Genomic DNA, 21,520 nt, shown 5'->3' on the forward strand with positions numbered 1-21,520 from the left:
CATTCACCTTTTTTATCTGGACTGACGGGCATCAGGACAGGCCTGAAGCCAATTGCATGACTCGTTCCTGGGTCGCTTCGCTGCGGTCGAGGGTGCCCATCAGGTCGCCTTCGTGCATCACCATGACCCGGTCGCTCATGCCCAGTACTTCCGGCAGCTCCGAGGAAATCATGATAACCGCCATGCCTTCGCTGGCGAGGAAGGCAATCAGTCGGTAGATCTCGGCCTTGGCGCCGACGTCGATGCCACGGGTCGGCTCGTCGAGGATCAGGATCCGCGGGTTGGTCATCAGCCAGCGGGCCAGCAGCGCTTTCTGCTGGTTGCCGCCAGACAACGTGTCGATGCACTGCTCCAGCGACGGGGTCTTGACCCGCAGTTTCTTGCACATGTCCTCACACAAGGCGCGCAGGGCTTTCTGCTGGATGAAGCCGTTGCCCACGTAATGGGGCAGCACGGCCATCTCCATGTTTTCCAGCACCGACAGGCACGGGAACAGGCCACTGAGCTTGCGGTCCTCGGTCAACAGCGCGAAGCCTTTCTCGATGGCCATGTGCGGGTCGCTGATGCGCACCGGTTGGCCGTCCAGCAGGATTTCGCCGCCGGTGCTTGGGGTCACGCCGAAAATCGCCTCGGCCACGTTGGTCCGGCCCGAGCCCATCAACCCGGCGATGCCCAGGATCTCCCCGGCACGCAGGTCGAAGGACACGCCTTTGAAGATGCCGTCCAGGCTCAGGTCGCGCACCGACAGCACCAATTCGCCGATGGGTTGCTCGCGCACCGGGAACAACTGGCTCAGTTCGCGCCCGACCATCATCGAAATCAGGCTGTCGCCATCCATGCTGTCGGCCCGTTGCAGGCCGATGTAGGCGCCGTCGCGAAACACCGCCACTTCATCAGCGATGGCGAACACTTCGTTCATCTTGTGGGTGATGTAGATGATGCCCTTACCCTGGGACTTGAGGTCGGCAATGATCGAGAACAGGTGGGCGACTTCGGTCTCGGTAATGGCCGAGGTCGGCTCGTCCATGATCAGGATGTCGGAGTCGTAGGACACGGCCTTGGCAATCTCCACCATCTGCCGCTCGGCAATGCTCAGGTTGCCCACTTGCTCCTCAGGGTCGAGGTTGATGCGCAGGCGCTCCAACAGCCGGGCGGTGCAGCGATGCATTTCGCCATGGTCGACCATGTGCAGGCCGTTGAGCTGCTCGCGGCCGATCCAGATGTTCTCGGCGATGCTCATGTGGGGCATCAGGTTCAGTTCCTGATGGATCATCGCGATGCCGGCCTGCAAGGCCGCCAGCGGCGTGTCGAACGTCACCGGCTTGCCGCGCAGGCGCAGTTCGCCAGCGTCCGGCTGGTAGATACCGGCGATGATTTTCATCAAGGTGGATTTGCCCGCACCGTTCTCGCCCATCAGGGCCAGTACGGAACCGGGGCGTACCCGCAGTTGTACATCGGACAGGGCCACCACGCCGGGAAAGCCTTTGCTGACATTGACGACTTCCAGCAGATACGGTTCATCAGGTATTACGTCCGGCCGGAAAGTCATCGCCGGGGCGCTCGAAGCAGTCGCTGAAGCGAACATGATCAGGTACTCCCTCGGCAAGATCGGCGTTGCAACCTTGCCTGTTTATTGTTGTGGTGGGACCGGTGCGTCAAACGTCACTTGAACTGATCGACGTTTTCCGGCGTGATCAGGCGATACGGCACCCAGACGGACTGTTCGACCGGTTGTTTCTTGACCATTTTCACGGCTGTATCGATCGATCCATCGGCCTGGCCCTTGGCGTCCTGGAACACCGAGACCGCCATGTCGCCTTTCTTGATCGCGTTCAAGCCGTCCGGTGTGCCATCGACCCCGGCAATCAATACGCTGCCCTTCTTGGTGCCCGCTTGCTTGAGGGCCATGGCGGCGCCGATGGCCATCTCGTCGTTGTTGGACACCACGGCATTGAAATCGCGACCCTGGGTCAGCCAGTCGTTGACCAGGGTCATGCCCTTGTCCCGGGACCAGGTACCGGTCTGTTCCTGCTCGATCTTGATGTTGGGGTATTTGGCCAGCACCTCCTTGACGCCCTTGGTGCGGTTGGCGGTGGAGTTGTTGGCCAGGTCGCCCAGCAGGATCACGATGTCGCCCTTGCCGCCCATCTTGTCGGCCAGGTATTGCATCTGCATGCGCCCGGCTTCCAGGTCATCGGAGGCCACGGTGACCACGCCTTCTGGCAACTTCGGATCGTCCGGGCGGCGGTTGACGTACACCAGTGGGATACCGGCGGCCACGGCGGCCTTGGTGATGCGCTGGGTCGCGGCGGTGTCCACCGGGTTGACGATGAGCGCGTCGACCTTCTGGCTGATGAAGCTTTCCACCTGGCTCAGCTGCTTGACCACGTCACTGCGCGCGTCTTCGAACTGCAGGGTGACGCCGTCCGGCAGGGACTTGGCTTTCTTGTCCATGGATTCGCGCAGGTACGTCAACCAGGTGTCATCGAACTGGGACATGCTGACGCCGATCTTCAGGTCCGCCAGGGCAGCGCCGCTGGTGAGCATCAACGACAGGGCCAGCGAGGCGATACGGGTCTTGGTCTTCATGAACGGTCTTTCTCCACTTTTTTGTTGGTTTTATGGATAAGGCGTGACGGATCAGGAACGGGGCAAGCGCACGATGGGCGCGCCGGGCATGCAACACACCATGGCGCCGTTACGCTGGATACACAGGAATTCGAACAGGGGAAGGACTGCGGACAGGCGCAGCAGATGTGACAGGTGAAACGCAGAGCGGCTGAAGGTTTTCATCGACGGTACCTAGCTGTGTTTCTTGTTTTTGTTTCGTCTATCGTCCGTTCAAGGCTGGCTTGGCGGGAGACAGACAGGATTGTCGGTAACCTGGAATCGACTTTATTGGAAAATATTTTCCATATCAACTCATTTTAGAATTTTATTCGTTTTTTATTCCATGGCCGACAGGCGTGGACAACCGCACCACTTCGCCCTGCTCGGCACTCTGCCGGGCAGCATCAAGGATGCGCGTGGTCGCCAGTGCATCACGGGCCTCCACCGGCAGCGGGCCAGCGCCCTGCAATGCGGTTTGCAGCTGTTGGTAGAACGCCAGCCAGCAGCCACGCTCCGAGGTCACCCGCTCGCGCTCGGTGCCGTGTTCGAACCAGCCCCAGCGCCGATGTTCTTCAGCGCCCCAGCGTTCGCCCTCGGTCGCCGGGCTCAAGCCCGCCAATGCCTGGGCCTCTTGCCCGTCCAAGCCTTCGACGGTATAGCAGCCCTGGGTGCCGTTGACCCGAAAGCGCGGGCGCGCTGCGCTCTGCACACAGTTGCCGCTCAAGTGGGAAATCACGCCGCAGGCATGGGTCAAGGACAGGAAGAAGCCGTTGTCGAACACCTGGTCGGGCTGGCGGTAGTCCAGCTCGGCGTAGACCCGCGCCACCGGTCCGAACAGTTGCAGCGCCTGGTCCACCAGGTGGCTGCCCAAGTCGCGCAGGAACCCGCCACCGCTGCCTTTGCCGACCGAGGTCGGCGAATAGCGCTCGACGCTGGATTCAAAACGAATGACCTGCCCCAGGGCGCCGGACGCCAGCAGCTTGCGCAGGGTCAGGAAATCCGAATCCCAGCGGCGGTTCTGGTACACGCTCAGTGGCACGTTGCGGCGTTCGGCGGCCAGCACCAGCGCCTCGGCCTGGGCTGCATCCCAGGCAAAAGGCTTGTCGCTGACCACCGTCACGCCGAGTTCGATGGCTTGCAGCACAATGGCCGGGCGACCGTCCAGCGGTGTGGACACCACCACCGCATCAACGCCCGCTGCGACCAGTTGTTCGAGGGAGTCAAAGGCTTGGACGTGCGGATAATCACTCGCCAGTTGCTGGCGCCGTTCAGCGGACCGGGTCACCACGCCGACGAACGTAGCCCCGGGCAGACTGCTGATCAGCGGCGCGTGAAAGAACCGCCCACCCTTGCCGTAGCCCACTAGTCCGATTCGCATGAAAACTCCTTGTTGATCACTGAATGAGTGCAATCCCTGTGGGAGCTGAGCTTGCTCGCGATGGCGGCGGCACATTCAGCATCAATGCAAGCTGATCCACCGCCATCGCGAGCAAGCTCAGCTCCCACAGTTTGTTCTCGGGTAACTGCGGGAACTCTGCTCACAACAGATCCCCTGTGGGAGCGAGCAGGCTCGCTCCCACAATTTGACCGCATCCCAAAAGGAGAAATGTGGTCAGCCGTAGAAACGCGGGCGCTCGGGCAGGTCGACCTTGACGATCTGCCCACTCTGCTGCGCTGCCACACAGGCATCCGCCGCCACCGCTGCGGCAAAACCATCCCAGGCCGACGGCCCGCCCACCTGCCCGGCGCGCACGCCGTCGATGAAGGCCTGCAATTCGACGTCGTAGGCTGCGATGAAACGGTCCTTCCAGTCCATCAGGATCGCATTGGACAACTTGGCGCCACTGCGCAGTTGCACCTGGGACGGTTCCGGGAGCTTGGCGATGCCGGTCTCCCCCACCACTTCGCACTGGATGTCGTAGCCGTACTGGCAGTTGACGAACACTTCCACATCGATGCGCGTGCCCCGGGCGGTTTCCAGCAGGACGATCTGCGGATCGCGCAAGTGGGCCAGGGCCTTGCTGGTCTTGCGCGGAAACACCACCTGCACCGACACATAGTCATCGGCCAGCAGCCAGCGCAACACATCCAGCTCATGGATCAAGGTGTCGGTGATCGCCATGTCGGTCTTGTAGTTTTCGCCCACGCTCGGGTTGCGGTGGGCGCAATGCAGCATCAGCGGTTCGCCGATCTGGCCGCTGTCGATCACCGCTTTCAGTGCCCGATAACCTTCATCGTACGGGCGCATGAAGCCAACCTGCACCAGGCGCTTGCCGTGGGCCACTTCGGCCTCGACGATCTTGCGGCAGCCTTCGGCCGTGACCGCCAGGGGCTTTTCACAGAACACCGGTTTGCCCGCCGCAATCGCCGCCAGCACGAATTCTTCGTGGCTCGGGCCCCAGGAGGTGACGAGGATCGCTTCCACGTCCGGCGCCTTGATCAATGCATGACCGTCGGGGTAGACCTCGGCGGTCAACTTCAGATCGGCAACGACCTTGGCCGCTTGTTGCAGGTTGATGTCGGTCACCGCCACCACCTGGCTGTTGAGCAAGGTCTGGCTGCAACGACGGATATGGTCCTGGCCGATGGCCCCGGTGCCGATGACGCCCAGCTTCAAAGACATGTAGAGAACTCCTTTCGTAGGGTTGGGGCAATCAGTATTGACGGGCCTTGGCCAGTCGTTCATTGAGGGTCTTGGCGACCGCATCGGTGCGGGCGCTGGTGGAGACTTGCGCCACGCCAACCCGCCACCACGACAGGTATTTGTGGATCATGGTCTTGGGCAGGACCTTGATGTCGATCAGCGTCGAGACGCTCTGGCGCCGCGCATCGGCCAGGGCCGCATGCAGTTCGTCGAGGGTCTTGACCTTGTAGGTCTTGCAACCGTAGGCCGCGGCGCTCATGGCGAAGTCCACCGGCACAAAACCGCCGTCGAGCTTGCCGGTGTCCGGGTTGCGGAAGCGGAACTCGGTGCCGAAGCTGTCCATGCCGTGTTCCATTTGCAGGTTGTTGATGCACCCGAAGGTCATGTTGTCCAGCAGCACCACATTGATCTTGCGGCGTTCCTGGATCGAGGTCGCCAATTCCGAGTGCAGCATCATGTAGGAGCCGTCACCCACCAGGGCGTAGACCTCTTTGTCGGGCTCGGCGAGTTTCACCCCCAGCGCCGCATTCACCTCATAGCCCATGCACGAATAACCGTACTCGACGTGATAGGTATTCACGCCCTTGCTGCGCCAACTGCGCTGCAAATCGCCGGGCAGGCTACCGGCGGCGGCGACGATGATGGCGTCATCCGCCAGGGTCTGGTTGAGGGTGCCGAGCACGCGGCTCTGGGTCAGGCAGGAACCGGTGAGTTCGATGAATTCGCGAAACACCGCCGGGTCCATGTGATCGTTGATTTCCGGGACAAAATCCTCGGTCTGGAAATCTGCCTGATAGATCCGGTCCACTTCGGCGTCGAGCTGGGCCTTGGCATCGGCGATCTGTCCGCCCCATTCGGCGCGATAGTCGCCCATCGCGGCGGACAGCGCTTCCAGCCCCGAACGGGCGTCCGCCAGCAGTTGCACGCCGTCGAGTTTCAAGGCATCGCACGGGCTGATGTTGAGATTGAGGAACTGCACATCCGGGTGCTGGAACAGCCATTTCGACGCGGTGGTGAAATCGCTGTAGCGGGTGCCGATGCCGATGATCAAGTCGGCTTTCTTGGCCAGCAGGTTCGCCGCCAGGCAACCGGTTTCACCGATGCCACCGACGTTCAGCGGGTGACTGGAGACCACCGCGCTCTTGCCGGCCTGGGTCTCGGCGAACGGAATGTCGAAGCGCTCGGCAAAGGCCTGCAACGCGGCGTTGGCGCCGGAGTAGCGCACACCGCCGCCACAGATGATCAACGGCTGGCGCTTGCCCTTGAGCAGCGCCAGGGCATCGCTGAGCATCGCTTCGGTGGCCGGGCGGCGGTCGATGCGGTGCACACGTTTTTGCAGGAAGTAATCCGGGTAATCGTAGGCTTCGGCCTGCACGTCCTGGGGCAAGGCCAGGGTCACCGCGCCGGTTTCGGCCGGATCGGTCAGTACGCGCATCGCATGGATCGCGGCGGTCATCAATTGCTCGGGGCGGTTGATGCGATCCCAGTATTTGCTCACGGCCTTGAAGGCATCGTTGGTGCTGATACTCAGGTCGTGGAACTGTTCGATCTGCTGCAGCACCGGATCTGGCTGGCGACTGGCGTAGACATCGCCGGGCAACAGCAGCAACGGAATGCGATTGGCCGTCGCGGTGGCGGCGGCGGTCAGCATGTTCGCCGCACCGGGGCCGACCGACGAGCTGCAGGCGTAGATCTTGCGCCGCAGATGCTGCTTGGCAAACCCGATGGCGGCATGGGCCATGCCCTGCTCGTTGCGGCCCTGATGAACCACCAGGTCGCCGCTGTCCTGCTCCAGCGCCTGGCCCAGGCCCAGCACGTTGCCGTGGCCGAAAATGGTAAACACCCCGGCGACGAACTTGCTCTGGACGCCATCGACTTCGATGTACTGGTTATCGAGGAATTTCACCAGGGCCTGGGCCATGGTCAGTCGTGTTGTGGTCATGCTTGCACCTTGTCTGGAATGCAAATTTGGCGGTTTGCTCAATCCCCTGTGGGAGCGGGCTTGCTCGCGAAAGCGGCATGTCAGTCGACATCAATGTTGGATGTACTGCCGCCTTCGCGAGCAAGCCCGCTCCCACAAGGGGATCTTCATCAGGTCGATAACGGGGTCATGCCTGTGAGCTCTGCAAGTGGTTCATGCTCGCCCCCAACGCCTGGCGGATGTCGGCCAGGTCATGGACGCTCTCGGCGAACGGCTCGAAGGACAGGTAGCCCTCGTAGCCACCGGCCCGCAGCGCCTCGATCTGCGCAGCGTTGCCGAGGATGTCGGCCGCGCCCACCAGCACCCGGTGGCCGTCACGGATCGTCGCCAGCGGCGCCTGGGCATCCTCGACACCGGAGATGTGCACCAGCCCGGTCAGCTCGGGAAAGAACTCCTGTTCACCGGCCAAATGATGGTGAAAGGTGTCATGCACCAGGCGGAACACATCCAGCCCGCCAATGCTCTTGATCGCTTCCACCGCCGTGCGCTTGCGGCGCAACGAGCACTCTTCGAAACCCAGGGGCTCGATGAACCCGTAGATGCCAAAGGCGCGCAGGATCGGCGCCAGTTCACTGAGGGCTGTACGCAGCCCAGCCGCGCGTTCAGCCTCGCTGCGCGGGTCGGCGCGGTCGTTGAGCGGGCACATCACCAGGCCCTCGGCGCCGCATTCGCGGGCGTAATCGGCCAACCGCACGGCCTGGGCACGACGCTCTTCGTTCCACACGTCAAAAGGATACAGGGCGTTGATCGACAGCACCTTGATGCCGCGCGCCTCGCACAACTCGCGCACCCGGGCCGGCGGCATACCGTCTTCGATCTCGACGCCCTTCAGATCGTTGCGGATCTCGATGGCGTCGGTTTTCAACGCCAGGGCCAGGTCGATGAAAGCGGGCAGTGACAGGCGTGGCGCAACCATTCGGTTCAAGGCAAAACGCAGGGGCTTGTTCATTGTTGTTCTCCCTCCGGCAGTCATTCAAAAATGAGTTATTGGGCAGTCGGCATGCTGAATTCAGGCCCCTTGGCGATGCTGTCGGGCCAGCGCTGCATCACGCTTTTGTAGCGACTGTAGAAGCGCAGGCCTTCTTCGCCGTAGGCATGGTGATCGCCGAACAACGAACGCTTCCAGCCGCCAAAGGAATGCCAGGCCATGGGCACCGGAATCGGTACATTGATGCCGACCATGCCAACCTTGATATTGCGGGCGAACGCCCGGGCAATGCCGCCGTCACGGGTGAAGCACGACACGCCGTTGCCGAACTCATGGGCGTTGATCAGCGCCACCGCCGTGGCGAAATCCGGTACGCGAACAATCCCCAGCACCGGGCCGAAGATCTCCTGCTGGTAGATGCTCATCTCGGCGGTGACCTGGTCGAACAGCGTCGCGCCGACAAAGAAGCCCTGCTCGGCCCCGGGCACCTTGAAACCACGGCCATCGACGATCAGCCGAGCGCCCTCGGCCACGCCGGCGTCGATGAAACCTTCGACCTTGGCCTTGTGCTCGGCGGTGACCAGCGGCCCCATGTCGGTGCCGGGCTGCTGGCCGTTGCCGATCTTCAGTTGGTCGATGCGGGGTAACAGCTTGGCAATCAATTCATCGCCCACGTCGCCCACTGCCACAGCGATGGAAATCGCCATGCAGCGCTCGCCGGCCGAACCGTAGGCGGCGCCGATCAGGGCATCCGCCGCCTGGTCGAGGTCGGCGTCAGGCATGACGATCATGTGGTTCTTGGCCCCGCCCAGGGCCTGCACGCGCTTGCCGTGTGCCGTGCCCTGCTGGTGGATGTACTCGGCAATCGGCGTGGAGCCGACAAAGGAAATCGCTTCGATGTCCGGGTGCTGCAACAGCGCATCCACCGCCACCTTGTCGCCCTGGACCACGTTGAACACTCCGTCCGGCAAGCCGGCTTCGGTCAGCAACCGGGCCATCAGCAGGCTGGCGGAGGGATCGCGCTCCGAAGGCTTGAGGATGAAGCAGTTGCCGGCAACCAGCGCCAGGGGAATCATCCACAACGGCACCATCACCGGGAAATTGAACGGCGTGACCCCGGCGCAAACGCCCAGGGGCTGGCGCAGATTCCAGTTGTCGATGCCGCCGCCGATGTTGTCGCTGAAATCGGTCTTGAGCAGGTTCGGCGCACCGCAGGCGTACTCGACGATCTCGATGCCGCGGGTGACTTCGCCGTGGGCGTCGGACAGCACCTTGCCGTGTTCACGGCTGATGATCTGCGCCAGTTCGTCGTGGTGCCGGTCCAGCAGTTCCTTGAACTTGAACATCACCCGCGAACGGCGCAATGACGACTGCTCGGACCAGGCCGGGAACGCCGCCAGCGCCGAGGCCACTGCCGCGTCGACGGTGCCCGGCTCGGCCAGGGCCACCCGGGCCTGCACCGCACCGGTGGCCGGGTTGAAGACATTGCTGAAACGCGTGCTGTCGCGGTCCTGCACGTGGCCGTTGAGGTAATGGCCTACTACCGGGGCGTCACTCATTGTTCTTGTTCTCCGTGCGAATGTTGGAAATCAGAGGTCCAGCAGCCAGCTGTGCTGCGGATCGTTATGGAACTGCCAGACCCGCTTCGGGCCGGCCATGACGTTCAGGTAATACGACTCGTAACCGTAGGGCACGCTGACCGGGTGATAGCCCTTGGGCACCACCACCAGGTCGCTGTTCTCCACGGCCATGGCCTGGTCGATGCTGCGGTCGTCGGTGTAGACCCTCTGGAACACGAAGCCTTGGGACGGGTTGACCTGGTGGTAATAGGTTTCTTCCAGGAAGCTCTGGTGCGGCAGGTCGTCGGTGTCGTGCTTGTGCGGCGGGTAGCTCGAGGAGTGCCCCGACGGTGTGCGCACTTCCACCACCAGCAGCGAATGGGCCGGTTCGCTGTCGGGCAGGATGTCGCAGACATAGCGGGTGTTGGCGCCCTTGCCGCGCACGCTGCGCTTCATGCTGTCCGGGCGGATCAGCCGTGGGGCATAACTGTTTTGCGCAGAACCCGGCGCGGCGCACACGGCAATCTGCACATCGCTCAACGCGGTGACCTGGGCCTGACTGCCGGGCGGCAGGTAAGCGGCATAGGGTGACTTGTCCTCGAACACCGACTGGCGATCACCGAGGTTGTCCCAATGGAAAGCGCCCTGCCCCGGCGCTTCGCCCTTGAGGCTGATACGGCCGCTGAGCAGCACCAGGCACAATTCCTTGTCACCGGCGGCCACCGGTAGGGTTTCACCGAGGCTCAGGCGGTAGGCGGCGAACCCGACGTATTCCAGCTCACCTGCCGGCAACTGGACCATGGTCCGGCCGCTGGCATGGCTCTTGATCAACAGGCTCATGACGGGCTCCTTTCTTGCAGCAAGGCACGCAGGGTGTCGTAGCCCTTCTTGGCGTAGGCATAACTCGGTGCTACGGCAGGGTCCTGCTCGGCTTCCACCACCAGCCAGCCTTGGTAATCGGCGGCCAGAAGCACGTCGAGCAACGCGGCGAAGTCGATGTCGCCGTCCCCCGGCACGGTGAAGGTGCCGTTGATGATGCAGTCGGGAAAACTCCACAGGTTATTGCGCGCCAGTTGCACCACCGGTTTGCGCACGTCCTTGAAGTGCACATGGCAGACTCGCTCGATGTGCTTGCGCAGCACCTGCAACGGTTCGCCACCGCCCATGTAGCAGTGGCCCGAGTCGAACAGCAGGCCCACTTCGCTGCCGGTCAGGGCCATCAGCTTGTCGATGTCCGCGGGTGACTCGACATAGGCGCCCATGTGGTGGTGATAGGCCAGGCGCACGCCCCGGGACAAGGTGAAGCGCGCCAGCTCGGTGAGCTTGTCGGCGTAGGCTTGCCAGGCTTCATCCGTATGGAAACGCGGCCGCTCGATCAGTGAAATGCGTTGGCCTTGAATGGAATCGGCGACTTCACCATAGACCAGCACGTTGGCGCCGTTCTGTGCCAGCAGCTCGACGTGGCTGGCGATGGCGTCGATTTCCTCAGCCGCCGAACGCCGGGCCAGGCGGCTGGAATACCAGCCGGAGACCAGCGCCAGGTCATAAGGACGCAGCACATCGCCGACACCCTTGGCGTCCTTGGGGAATTTGCCGTTGAGTTCAAAACCTTCGTAGCCGATTTCCTTGCCCTCGCTCAGCGCCGTGCTCAACGGCGTCTCGCCGCCCAACGACGGCAAGTCATCGTTGCTCCAGGAAATCGGGTTGATGCCAATTCGAATAGCGGGCATGGCTGCACCTTTTATTGTTTTCAAACTGAATATCGAAAACCGTTTGGAATACTTATTGTGGCGAGGGGATTTATCCCCGCTGGGCTGCGAAGCAGCCCCAAACCCAGCAGCTCGGTGTGTCAGGCAAATTGAATTAAACCTTTAAGGGGCCGCTTCGCAGCCCAGCGGGGATAAATCCCCTCGCCACAAGAGCCGGCGCAACATCCATCAAGCACGGGCACTGCGCCACGCCTCGATCAATTCCACAAACCTGCCCTGCACCTGCCGGATCAGCGTTTCATCATCGATTTCCCCAGCCAGCCAGGCCCGGCTCGGTTCCTGGAAGATCGTGCGGCCCACGGCAAAACCGCGGCAGGTGGTGCTCTGGCTGGCCTGGCGGAAGCCTTCGGCCAGGGCGGCGGCCGGGGCGTTGAGGCCCAGCAGGACCACGCCACGGCAATACGGGTCGCGGTGCTGGATCAGCTCATCGAGCTGTTTCCATTCCTCCGCGCTCTGGGCCTCGATCTTCCACCACGCCGGGAAAATACCCAGGTTGTAGAGGCGCTTGAGGGCGCGATAGAGCACGTCCGGGTGGGGTGACGGATGATCCTTGGGCGGAATGACTTCCAGCAGCAATTCATGGCCGCTGACCTGGGACGCCTTGTACAAGCCCATCAATTGCGCTTCCTGCTCCAGGCGCAGCAGTGGTTCGTCGTCAGGGTGAAATTGCACCAGGCACTTGATGATCTGTTCCTGTGGCCAGGCGATCAGATTGCTGCCAATGGAGCGCCCGTGTTCGAACGCCAGTGGCCGCGAGCCCTGCACTTCCACCGGCCGCGCCACCCACCAGCCACGTCCGGTGGCAGCGTTCAGCGAGTCCTGGCCGAAGCGCTGGTCAGCCAGCAGACCGACGTCGGCCTCGACGCCTTGGCGTTGCAGGTCGGCTTCGACCCGCTCCACCGCCTGGATGAACAATTGCTTGAGGTCACCAATGCAGCTCAGGTCGCGGCCGCCCTTCTGCGCCAGTTCCACCAGTTGCCAGCGATGGTCGAACGCAAAGATGAACAGTTGTTTCCAGGTCTTGCGGGGCACGCTGACCTGATGCAGTCGTTGCAGCACGGCATCCTGGTCCGGACGGGTAATCGGCACCGGGCTCTTGAATAAATAGTCGAGCTCGGCCCGGGTCGGCATCGCCGGGGCACAGGCATGACGCGACACCACCAGGCCGCCGCAGGCATTGGCCAACTGACAGCAGCGCTCATCGCTGGCGTCCTGCAGCCAGCCGGCGAGGAACCCCGACATGAATGCATCACCGGCGCCCAGTACATTCAAGACCTCGACCCGGACACCAGGGTAAAGGGCGCCGTCTTCAAGGCGGGCGGGAATGGCGCCATGAATCACCGTGCAACCTTGCGGGCCAAGCTTGACCACCAGGGTCGCCGCCGTCAGCGAGCGCACGGTGCGCAGCGCGGTCAGCAGATCTTCGCTGCCGCCAGCGATGAGGAATTCTTCTTCGGTGCCAACGATCAGGTCGAAACGCGGCAGGATGCCTTGCACATGCTGGCTGACCTTCTGGTCGGCCACAAAACGGGTTTCCCCATCGGCCTTGCCCGCCAGCCCCCAGAGCACTGGTCGATAATCGATGTCCAACACGCATTTGACGTTGTGTTTCTCAGCGTAATCCAGCGCCTGGGTACTGGCCTTGTAGACGCCATCGGTAGAGAAATGCGTGCCGGTGATCAGCAGCGCCTTGCTGGAGGCAATGAAGGCTTCGTCGATGTCTTCGGCGCGCAACGCCATGTCGGCGCAGTTTTCCCGGTAGAACACCAGGGGAAAGGTTTCCCGGTCCTTGATCCCCAGCAGGACCATGGCCGTCAGGCGTTCGGAATCGACCTTGATGCCACTGACATCGCAGCCTTCACGTGCCAGGGATTCCACCAGGAAGCGGCCCATGTGGTCGTCCCCTACCCGGCTCAGCATCGCCGACCGGAGCCCCAGGCGTGCCGTGCCGAAAGCGATGTTGGCCGACGAACCGCCCAGGTACTTGGCGAAGCTTGCGACATCTTCCAGGCGCGCGCCGACTTGCTGCGCGTAAAGGTCGACGCCCAGGCGTCCCAGGCAGATCACATCCAATTGACGCCCACTGGCAAAACGAGTCTGGCCCATGCTGGCTCCTGTTATTTTTATCAGCCTGCGCTTGTCGCCAAAATCGACGCCAGCGCTGTTGGTGAATGCAGACTAAAACGAGCGGCGCGCAATAATCAATAATTATTCTATAAATTTTTTACGTGGAATATTTTTTCCAATACGCTATGAGCAAAGCGAGCCAGGCGCAGTGCATCGTTTCAGCAGATGCTGCAACATTTGTCCGCCCATGATTTTCCCTGCGCCTACGCTGTAGACTGCGACCAGCCAACCTATTGTCGAGGGCCGGCCTTTTTTCGGGCCGCCCTATAAGAACAAGCCAGAAGGATTTTCTATGACCCGCCCTGATGATCTGCCGGCGCCGTCCGAGAGCGCGTCCGAACCCGCCCTCTCGAGCCCACCGATCAATGCCGAGCGCCTGCTGCAACTGATCACCGATGAATACGAAAGCCTGCCGCGCCAGCTCAAACGCATCGCCAGCTACATGAGCCAGCAGAGCGACCGGATCATGGTCGACCGCATCAGCGACATCGCCCGGGAATGCGAAGTGCACCCCTCGGCCATCGTCAGGTTTTCCCAGCGCTTCGGCTTCAGCGGGTTCAGCGAAATGCAGGCGTTGTTCCGCGAGGCCTACACCCACAAGACCACGCCGGTGCAGAACTACCAGCAGCGCATCCGCAGCATGATCGCCAACAAGTCGCAGAAGGCCAGCGGCGGCGACCTGGCCCGCGAGTGCGTCAACGCGACCCTGTCGGGCATCGAGCGACTGGGGTTGGAGCTGGACGACCAGGCGTTCGAAAAGGCCGTGGACCTGGTGGTCAACGCCGACAACATCTACGTGGTGGGTGTGCGCCGCTCGTTCGCGGTCGCCGATTACCTGGTCTACAACCTGCAACACACCAATAAACGCATTCACCTGGTGTCCGGCCTGGGGGGCAGTTACCGCGAGCAGATGCGCAGCGTGCGCGCCAACGACCTGGTCATCGCCATCAGCTTCACGCCCTATGGCAAGGAAACCCAGCACTGCCTGCGCATTGCCCAGCACCACCAGGCCAAGACCCTGATCATCACCGACAGTAACCTGTCGCCCCTGGCCAAACGGGCCAACGCGGTGTTGCTGGTCAACGAAGGCAGTTCGTTCGCCTTCCGCTCCCTGAGTGCCACGTTGTGCCTGTGCCAGGCGTTGTTCATCGCCGTGGCTTACCGACTGGAACTCAAGGTCGATGAAATCCATGAACAGGTCGGGTTCGAGGATTAACGCCCGCAAAGGATTACTCAAGGAGAAGTCATGAAACTGATCGGCATGCTGGACTCGCCCTATGTAAGACGCGTCGCCATTTCCGCCAAGTGCCTGGGGGTTGCCCTGGAGCACGATTCCGTTTCGGTGTTCAGGCATTTCGAACAGTTCCAGCGCATCAACCCGGTGGTCAAGGCCCCGACCCTGGTACTGGACGACGGCAACGTGCTGATGGATTCCACGTTGATCATCGACTACCTGGAGGCCTTGGCCGCCCCGGGGAAAAGCTTGATGCCGACCGACATTGGCCAACGGCTGCGCGCACTGCGCCTGATTGGATTGGCCCTGGCGGCGTGCGAGAAGTCGGTGCAGATCTACTACGAACGCAACCTGCGGCCAACGGAGATCCAGCACGCCCCCTGGGTTGAACGCGTGGAAGGCCAACTGGCGGCGGCTTATGACATGCTCGAACAGGAACTGGTGAAACAGCCACTGACCACCGATGGCACCCTCGATCAGGCCGGCATCACCGTGGCAGTGGCCTGGAGCTTCACCAACCTGGTGGTGCCAGACCAGGTGCAAGGCAAGGCTTTCCCGTTGATCAGCGCATTCACCGCCTATGCCGAAGGGTTGGAGGCGTTTGTCAGTACGCCGATGGAATAACCGGCTGTGAACAAAAAAGCCTGGGGGTAATCAGAGTACCTGTGGGAGCAAAGCTTGCTCGCGATAGCGGTATACCAGTCAACATTGTTGCTGGATGATCCAGCGCTATCGCGAGCAAGCTTTGCTCCCACAGGCTCCCCACAGGCGCACACAGTTTGTTTTCGGGTGACTGCGAGATTTTTGTTCCTCACCGAGTTTCTTCAGGCCAGTTCCATTTCCTGGGGCTTTACTGTCGGCGCCACCTCGAAGCGATCTTCCAGGAAGGGGGTGATGTCCAGCGGCAAGGGTTCGTTGTTCACCAGCTTGTCCAGCAGCACCCCGGTGATGGCCGAGGTCAGGATGCCGGTGCGGAAATGCCCGCAGGCATTGAGATAGCCTTCCACCCCGCGCATCGGCCCCAGGATCGGCAATTCATCAGGTGACCCCGGGCGCAGGCCGGCCCAGGTTCGTTTCAGGTTGATGTCGACCAACTGCGGAATACAGCGCACCGCGCCTTGCACCAGCCCTTCGATCTCGGGATAGGTCGTGGTCACGTCGAAGCCTTTGTCTTCGGTGGTGCTGCCAATGAGGATCTCACCGTTGTCTTTCTGCGCCACGTAGCAGTCGCTGGTGGTCAGGCAGCCGTTGAGGATTTTCGGCATGCGCTCGGTCAACAGGATCTGCCCCTTGACCGGTTTGACCGGAATCCGCACGCCAGTGGCCTGCTCACTCAGGTCCGCCGCCCAGGCACCGGCCGCGTTGATCAGGGTCCGGCAGTTGAACGTCCCCGCCTCGGCGGTTTTCACGCCTGTCACCCGCGTGCCGCTGCGCAGCACCTCGGTCACGCTGGTGTTGAAGAACAGGTCGACACCGTTCTGCCGGGCGCCTTCGGTGTAGGCATCGGCCAGGCGGAACGGACTGACCTGGTGATCGCAGAGAAACTCCAGCGCCCCCAGGGCTTCATGGCTGACACTCGGCTCCGCCTCACGCAGGGCCGCCTGGTCCAGCCAGCGCACCTGGTCCGCCAGGTGAGGAATGCAGGCGACGATGTGCTCGGCGTACAAACGGTCTTCGTCGTCGTAGATCACGAACTTGAGCCCGGTCTCCTCGAACTTGAAATCCATGCCGTGGTTGTCGATCAATTCGCGGTGCAACTGCGGATACATCGCGTTGGACTGCAAGGCGAAATCAAAGAACGACTGGGGCAGGATGTGCGGCGTACTGGCATCCACCGCCACGGCGGCGCCCTGGGTCTGGCGCTTGCGGTTGGCCGACATCATGCGAAAGAAAATCACCCCGCAACCCAGGCCCACCGACTCACCAATGGCCCACAGTCCGCCTGCCGAGGCACGGGTCGCGTTGCCGGGGCGCTTGGCGTCGATCAGGGCGATCTTCAGGTGTTTGCGCTTGGACAGTTGATAGGCACAGGAGGCCCCGATCACACCGCCACCGGCGATGACCACGTCATAATCCTTAATCATGGGAAACGGCCTCCATGCCGACATTCTGGAACGCTGAAAAGGGAATCGGATCGATGGGGAAACGCGGTCGCAGCCAGCCCACGTCGGCACGCCCGGTGGCTTCGCGCAAGCGGTCGCTGCAGTAGCCGACGCACATCCGCCCCTGGCAATCGCCCATGCTCACGCGGGTGCGCATCTTCAGGCTGGCCATGTCTTGCACGCCTTGCTCCAGCGCCCGGTCGATGTCGGCGCGGGTGGCGTGCTCGCAGCGGCAGATCACCGTATCGGCGGCCGGCAACGCGGTTTGCCCGGCGCCACGCTGGGTGTAGCGATCCACGGCGGCGCGAAAGCGAATGATCCGCTCCAGTTGCGCCTGGTAGCGTTCGCGGTGCGCCAGGGCCGTGGACGGATCGAGCACGTTGCGTTGCATCAGGATCGACAGCGCCGCGATGCGTCCACTCAGCATGGCCGCTTCACCGCCGCGAATCCCGCCCATGTCGCCGGCCAGGTGAATGTGCGCTTCGCTGCTTTGTTGCCAGGCATCGGACACGGCCCGCAAATAACCGTCGTCGCTGAAACCGTGCTCCAGGCCCATCTGCTGGCTCAATTGAGTCCGCGGGATAAACCCGTAGCCGACCGCCAGCGTCTGGGCCGGCACCTGTTCCGCGCGTTTGAGGTCGGGTTCCCAGGTCGTGGAATAAGGCGCGACGGTAACGACGCTCAACTCACCCTCGCCGTCAGCCTGCACCACGCCCCAGCCATAACGCACGGGAATGCGCTTGAGCTTGAGGTAAGCCAGCATGCTCAGGCCGTCGAGGAACAGTTGCGGCTTGTTCAGCAACGCCAGGCTTTCCTTGGCGATCCGGCCGAACGCACAGGCCTCATACACCCCCGCCACCGCCACGCCCGATGCGTGCAGTTGGCAAGCCACCAGTGGCAGCAACGGACCGGTGCCAGCGATCACCACCGGGCTCGGCGGCTTGACCACACCGCTCTTGATCTGCAATTGCAGGCCGCCGAGCATCATCACGCCCGGCAGGGTCCAGCCAGGAAACGGCACGCTGCGTTCGTGACAACCGGCCGCCAGGACCAGATGGGAATAGGCGACCTCGCCCAGGCGCTCGTCGGCATCCAGCAGCATCAGCGCCCGGAAGCCTTCGGCACCGATGACCCGGCTGCTCAATCGCACGTCGATCAGGCCGGCGTGTTGCTGGAATTCACCGTGGAGTTTCTCCAGGGCGTCGCTGTAGCGCGGGCCCAGGTAATCCAGGCGCACGCCATCGCGTAACGGTCCGCGATACACCACGCCACCCAGGCGCGGCGCTTCTTCGAGCAAGGTGCAGCGCACGCCGTGGGAGGCCAGTTCAATGGCCGCGGCCATGCCCGCCGGCCCACCGCCGACAATCACCGGATCGAGGCTCATGGCGCCTCCGTTTCGGTGATGCGGTTGACCCGGGTTTCGATCTGCATGCCGGGGCGTACCAGGGTCTGGCAGGCGCGGCGCTTGTGGCGGCCGTCGATCCTGACCAGGCAGCATTGGCACACGCCCATGCCGCAGTAGGCGCCGCTGATCTGGTCGTGGTCGTTGCGGGCCACCTGGCGTTGCCCCAGGGACTGGATGACGGTGAGGACGGTTTCACCGTGGGCAGCACTGACAGCCTGCCCGTCCAGGCGCACCGTCATATCGGCCTGTGCCAGCGGCTGGATATCGAATTTTCGGCGTAGAAGGTCTGAAGGTTGCATCATACGGCTCTTCCTTGAAGATTCTGTGGGGGCTCGGCTCCTTGCGGCACACCATCACCGGTTCGCATCAGTACCCGGCAGCGGCGGTGCGCCAAAGCAGGGCAACAGACGCCACATGATAGTGCGCAAGAAAATTATGTTAGGGATTATTTGTGACCAAGTGTTGATCCAGGCCAGCGAATCGGCTCGTCGGCTCATGAACTTTTTTTCAGAAAGCCGACAGGTATTCTTTGGCAGAATGCTGCGCAATAGCACCAACTTCCCAACACGGTACCGCCCATGAACCGCATCCTGACCATCGAAGACGACGCCGTGACCGCCCGTGAAATCGTCGCCGAGCTGACCCGCAACGGCCTGGACGTCGATTGGGTCGACAACGGCCGCGAAGGCCTGGAACGGGCGGTCAGCGGCGACTACGACCTGATCACGCTCGACCGCATGCTGCCCGAGCTCGACGGCCTGGTGATCGTCACCACGCTGCGCACCATGGGCGTGGCCACACCGATCCTGATGATCAGCGCCCTTTCCGATGTGGATGAGCGTGTGCGTGGCCTGCGGGCCGGCGGCGACGACTACCTGACCAAGCCGTTCGCCACCGACGAAATGGCCGCCCGGGTCGAAGTGCTGCTGCGACGCAACAACGGTACCCGCGAGCCGGAAACCGTGCTGCGGGTAGCCGACCTGGAGCTGAACCTGATCAGCCGCGAAGCCAGCCGCAACGGCCAACTGCTCAGCCTGCTGCCCACCGAGTACAAGCTGCTGGAGTTCCTGATGCGCAACAGTGGGCAGATTCTTTCGCGCATGATGATTTTCGAGGAAGTCTGGGGCTATCACTTCGACCCCGGCACCAACCTGATCGATGTCCACATCGGCCGCCTGCGCAAGAAAATCGACCCGCCGGGCCTGGAACCGCTGATTCGCACGGTACGGGGCTCCGGCTATGTCATTGCTGAACCCCGCTAAGGGCTGGCGCTCCTCCAGCAGCCGTCTGCTGGCGCTGTACAGCTCGCTGTTCGTGATCTGGAGCGCGATTCTGATGGGGGTCATGTATTACGAAGTATTCGGCTACCTCGACAACCTGGCCAAGCACTCCTTGATGCAACGCCAGCACCTGTTCGCCCGCATCCATGGCAATCAACTGGAAGACGCGCTCATGGCCAGCCTGACGCTGGACGAACGCGGCGTCGATGCCTACGGCCTGTTCGATCCGCAATTGCGCCATCTGAGCGGGCCGATCCAGCGCGTTCCCGCTGACCTGCCGCTGGACGGCAAGATCCACATGCTCGGCGGCTGCGTCGATTCCGATGAACCGGGCGTGCCTTCCGACAGCTGCGACGCGGTGGCGACCCGGACCCAGGACGGTCGCTGGCTGGTCCTGGCCCGGGACAACGGCTCGCTGTTCGCGGTGACGCGGATCATCTTGCACGCGCTGTTCTGGGGAGTATCGCTGACGATCCTGCCGGGCATCGCTGGCTGGCATCTGCTGCGCCGGCGACCGTTGCGGCGGATTCGCAAACTGCAGGCCAGTGCCGAAGCCATCGTCGCCGGCGACCTGACCCATCGCCTGCCGCTGTCGAGCCGACGTGATGAACTGGACATGCTCGCGGCGATCGTCAACGCCATGCTCGAGCGCATCGAACGCTTGATGAATGAGGTCAAGGGCGTGTGCGACAACATCGCCCATGACCTGCGCACCCCATTGACGCGTCTGCGTGCCCAACTTTATCGCATCCAGCAGCAAGCGCCGGACGGCTCGCCCGAGGCCTTGCAAATGGACCAGGTGATCGCCGAGACCGACACGCTGATGGCGCGGTTTCGTGGCTTGTTGCGGATTTCCGAGCTGGAAGACCAGCAGCGGCGCTCGGGCTTCGTGCGCCTCGACCCGTTGCAGTTATTGCAGGAGCTGCATGACTTTTACCTGCCGCTGGCCGAGGAAGGCGAACTGAGCTTCACCCTCGAAGTGCCTGATGCGCTGCCCCTGCTCAACGGCGACCGGGCATTATTGTTCGAGGCCGTGTCGAACCTGCTGAGCAACTCCATCAAGTTCACCCCGCCGGGAGGCACCGTGATCCTGCGTGGGGTCGATCAGGGCGACAGCACCCGCATCGAAGTGCTCGATTCGGGCCCGGGCATCCCCGAGGCGGAGCGCAAGGCCGTGTTTCGCCGCTTCTACCGCGCCGAGGGCAGCAGCCAGCACGGCGGATTCGGCCTGGGCCTGTCGATCGTCGCGGCGATCGTCAATCTGCATGGGTTCACGCTGGAGGTGGGCAGCAGCGAACACGGCGGCGCGCGGTTGGTGCTCGATTGCCGGGCGACGTTGTTGTAAACACTGCAGGGCATGAGGTGCAAACACATACTTGTGGCGAGGGGATTTATCCCCGCTCGGCTGCGAAGCAGACGCCAGTCGTTATAACTGATTGGGCCTGCTTCGCAGTCCAGCGGGGATAAATCCCCTCGCCACAATGGATTCTGCTCACTGCTCGATCAGGACTCACTGCGATGCAGCGGAATGTTTTCCAGCTCATAGCGCAGCTCGTCGATCAACTTGGCGATGCTCTCTTCCGAGCGGACGCTGTCGACACTCATGCCACTCACCACCAGGTCCACCTCACCGCTTTCACGGTGATACAGGCGCACAGTGAGGGTGCCGTCACCATTGAGGCTGCATTCACAAGCCAGCGGCGTAAAGCTTTCTTCCAGGCGGGTGCGTAAGGGGGCCAGATGGGTCATGCGATGCACCTCAGCCCCGGGGGCGCAAATGAACGGTGGACAGCGCCGACCTCCTGGTCCGCATAGGCATCCTGTCGCGCTCATACTGGGTTGGTTCGCTGCACATTGTGGCGTATTCCTTGACTGTTTCGT

19 protein-coding genes are annotated in these 21,520 nt (G+C 62.5%); 4 read left to right on the plus strand and 15 right to left on the minus strand.

What is annotated here, in order from left to right; genetic code table 11:
• Window positions 1-31: 31 nt before the first annotated feature.
• The 11 genes from AD662_RS17135 to AD662_RS17180 form a co-directional block, all read right to left on the minus strand.
• Entirely contained in the window at window positions 32-1,585 is a 1,554-nt protein-coding gene (locus AD662_RS17135; protein ID WP_053189106.1) for a sugar ABC transporter ATP-binding protein, read from the minus strand.
• Between the two features lie 77 nt (window positions 1,586-1,662).
• The gene (locus AD662_RS17140) at window positions 1,663-2,589 is read right to left on the minus strand and encodes a sugar ABC transporter substrate-binding protein (protein ID WP_018612769.1); all 927 of its coding nucleotides are present in this window, start codon (window positions 2,587-2,589) and stop codon (window positions 1,663-1,665) included.
• Window positions 2,590-2,640: 51 nt separating this feature from the next.
• Window positions 2,641-2,793 (minus strand): hypothetical protein, encoded by a 153-nt coding sequence (locus AD662_RS29535; protein WP_162843736.1) that lies wholly within the window; start codon window positions 2,791-2,793, stop codon window positions 2,641-2,643.
• A gap of 142 nt (window positions 2,794-2,935) precedes the next feature.
• Window positions 2,936-3,988 carry a Gfo/Idh/MocA family protein gene (locus AD662_RS17145; protein ID WP_053189109.1) on the minus strand — a complete coding sequence of 351 codons (1,053 nt, stop codon included), beginning with the start codon at window positions 3,986-3,988 and terminating at the stop codon, window positions 2,936-2,938.
• Between the two features lie 234 nt (window positions 3,989-4,222).
• On the minus strand, window positions 4,223-5,233 hold the full coding sequence (gene iolG, locus AD662_RS17150) for a bifunctional inositol 2-dehydrogenase/D-chiro-inositol 1-dehydrogenase (RefSeq protein ID WP_018612774.1): 1,011 nt from the start codon (window positions 5,231-5,233) through the stop codon (window positions 4,223-4,225).
• 31 nt (window positions 5,234-5,264) lie between these two features.
• The gene (iolD, locus tag AD662_RS17155) at window positions 5,265-7,196 is read right to left on the minus strand and encodes a 3D-(3,5/4)-trihydroxycyclohexane-1,2-dione acylhydrolase (decyclizing) (protein WP_053189112.1); all 1,932 of its coding nucleotides are present in this window, start codon (window positions 7,194-7,196) and stop codon (window positions 5,265-5,267) included.
• A 166-nt stretch (window positions 7,197-7,362) separates the two neighbouring features.
• Window positions 7,363-8,184: a TIM barrel protein gene (locus AD662_RS17160; RefSeq protein ID WP_053189116.1), complete on the minus strand. Its 822-nt coding sequence runs from the start codon at window positions 8,182-8,184 to the stop codon at window positions 7,363-7,365.
• A gap of 35 nt (window positions 8,185-8,219) precedes the next feature.
• Window positions 8,220-9,722 carry a CoA-acylating methylmalonate-semialdehyde dehydrogenase gene (locus tag AD662_RS17165; RefSeq protein ID WP_018612779.1) on the minus strand — a complete coding sequence of 501 codons (1,503 nt, stop codon included), beginning with the start codon at window positions 9,720-9,722 and terminating at the stop codon, window positions 8,220-8,222.
• Between the two features lie 30 nt (window positions 9,723-9,752).
• Window positions 9,753-10,562 (minus strand): 5-deoxy-glucuronate isomerase, encoded by an 810-nt coding sequence (gene iolB, locus AD662_RS17170; RefSeq protein WP_018612781.1) that lies wholly within the window; start codon window positions 10,560-10,562, stop codon window positions 9,753-9,755.
• Window positions 10,559-11,452, minus strand: coding sequence for a myo-inosose-2 dehydratase (gene iolE / locus AD662_RS17175; protein WP_018612783.1), 894 nt, complete (start codon window positions 11,450-11,452; stop codon window positions 10,559-10,561). The genes iolB and iolE overlap by 4 nt, the downstream gene beginning before the upstream one ends.
• Before the next feature lie 207 nt (window positions 11,453-11,659).
• Entirely contained in the window at window positions 11,660-13,597 is a 1,938-nt protein-coding gene (locus tag AD662_RS17180) for a bifunctional 5-dehydro-2-deoxygluconokinase/5-dehydro-2-deoxyphosphogluconate aldolase (protein ID WP_018612785.1), read from the minus strand.
• Between the two features lie 313 nt (window positions 13,598-13,910).
• Between AD662_RS17180 and AD662_RS17185 the strand changes: the two genes are divergently transcribed.
• Both AD662_RS17185 and AD662_RS17190 read left to right on the plus strand, forming a co-directional pair.
• Window positions 13,911-14,834 carry a MurR/RpiR family transcriptional regulator gene (locus AD662_RS17185; RefSeq protein WP_014337867.1) on the plus strand — a complete coding sequence of 308 codons (924 nt, stop codon included), beginning with the start codon at window positions 13,911-13,913 and terminating at the stop codon, window positions 14,832-14,834.
• 30 nt (window positions 14,835-14,864) lie between these two features.
• Window positions 14,865-15,476, plus strand: coding sequence for a glutathione S-transferase (locus AD662_RS17190; RefSeq protein WP_053189118.1), 612 nt, complete (start codon window positions 14,865-14,867; stop codon window positions 15,474-15,476).
• 200 nt (window positions 15,477-15,676) lie between these two features.
• Here the strand turns inward: AD662_RS17190 and hcnC are convergent, their stop codons facing one another.
• From hcnC to hcnA, 3 genes are read right to left on the minus strand one after another with little or no spacing between them, the layout of a single operon-like run.
• A complete protein-coding gene (gene hcnC, locus AD662_RS17195) occupies window positions 15,677-16,936 on the minus strand; it encodes a cyanide-forming glycine dehydrogenase subunit HcnC (protein ID WP_018612789.1) in 1,260 nt (419 codons plus the stop codon).
• Window positions 16,929-18,338: a cyanide-forming glycine dehydrogenase subunit HcnB gene (hcnB, locus tag AD662_RS17200; protein ID WP_053189121.1), complete on the minus strand. Its 1,410-nt coding sequence runs from the start codon at window positions 18,336-18,338 to the stop codon at window positions 16,929-16,931. Before hcnB ends, hcnC begins: the two co-directional genes overlap by 8 nt.
• Window positions 18,335-18,661: a cyanide-forming glycine dehydrogenase subunit HcnA gene (gene hcnA, locus AD662_RS17205; RefSeq protein WP_018612793.1), complete on the minus strand. Its 327-nt coding sequence runs from the start codon at window positions 18,659-18,661 to the stop codon at window positions 18,335-18,337. The genes hcnB and hcnA overlap by 4 nt, the downstream gene beginning before the upstream one ends.
• 276 nt (window positions 18,662-18,937) lie before the next feature.
• Here hcnA and AD662_RS17210 point away from each other — a divergent pair, with 276 nt between their 5' ends.
• Both AD662_RS17210 and AD662_RS17215 read left to right on the plus strand, forming a co-directional pair.
• Window positions 18,938-19,621 (plus strand): response regulator transcription factor, encoded by a 684-nt coding sequence (locus tag AD662_RS17210; protein ID WP_018612795.1) that lies wholly within the window; start codon window positions 18,938-18,940, stop codon window positions 19,619-19,621.
• Window positions 19,599-20,984: a sensor histidine kinase gene (locus tag AD662_RS17215; RefSeq protein WP_053189124.1), complete on the plus strand. Its 1,386-nt coding sequence runs from the start codon at window positions 19,599-19,601 to the stop codon at window positions 20,982-20,984. Before AD662_RS17210 ends, AD662_RS17215 begins: the two co-directional genes overlap by 23 nt.
• Before the next feature lie 158 nt (window positions 20,985-21,142).
• Here the strand turns inward: AD662_RS17215 and AD662_RS17220 are convergent, their stop codons facing one another.
• Window positions 21,143-21,388, minus strand: coding sequence for a DUF1652 domain-containing protein (locus AD662_RS17220; protein ID WP_053180283.1), 246 nt, complete (start codon window positions 21,386-21,388; stop codon window positions 21,143-21,145).
• Between the last annotated feature and the right edge of the window lie 132 nt (window positions 21,389-21,520).

This window comes from Pseudomonas kilonensis (assembly GCF_001269885.1).
Lineage (GTDB): Bacteria > Pseudomonadota > Gammaproteobacteria > Pseudomonadales > Pseudomonadaceae > Aquipseudomonas > Aquipseudomonas kilonensis.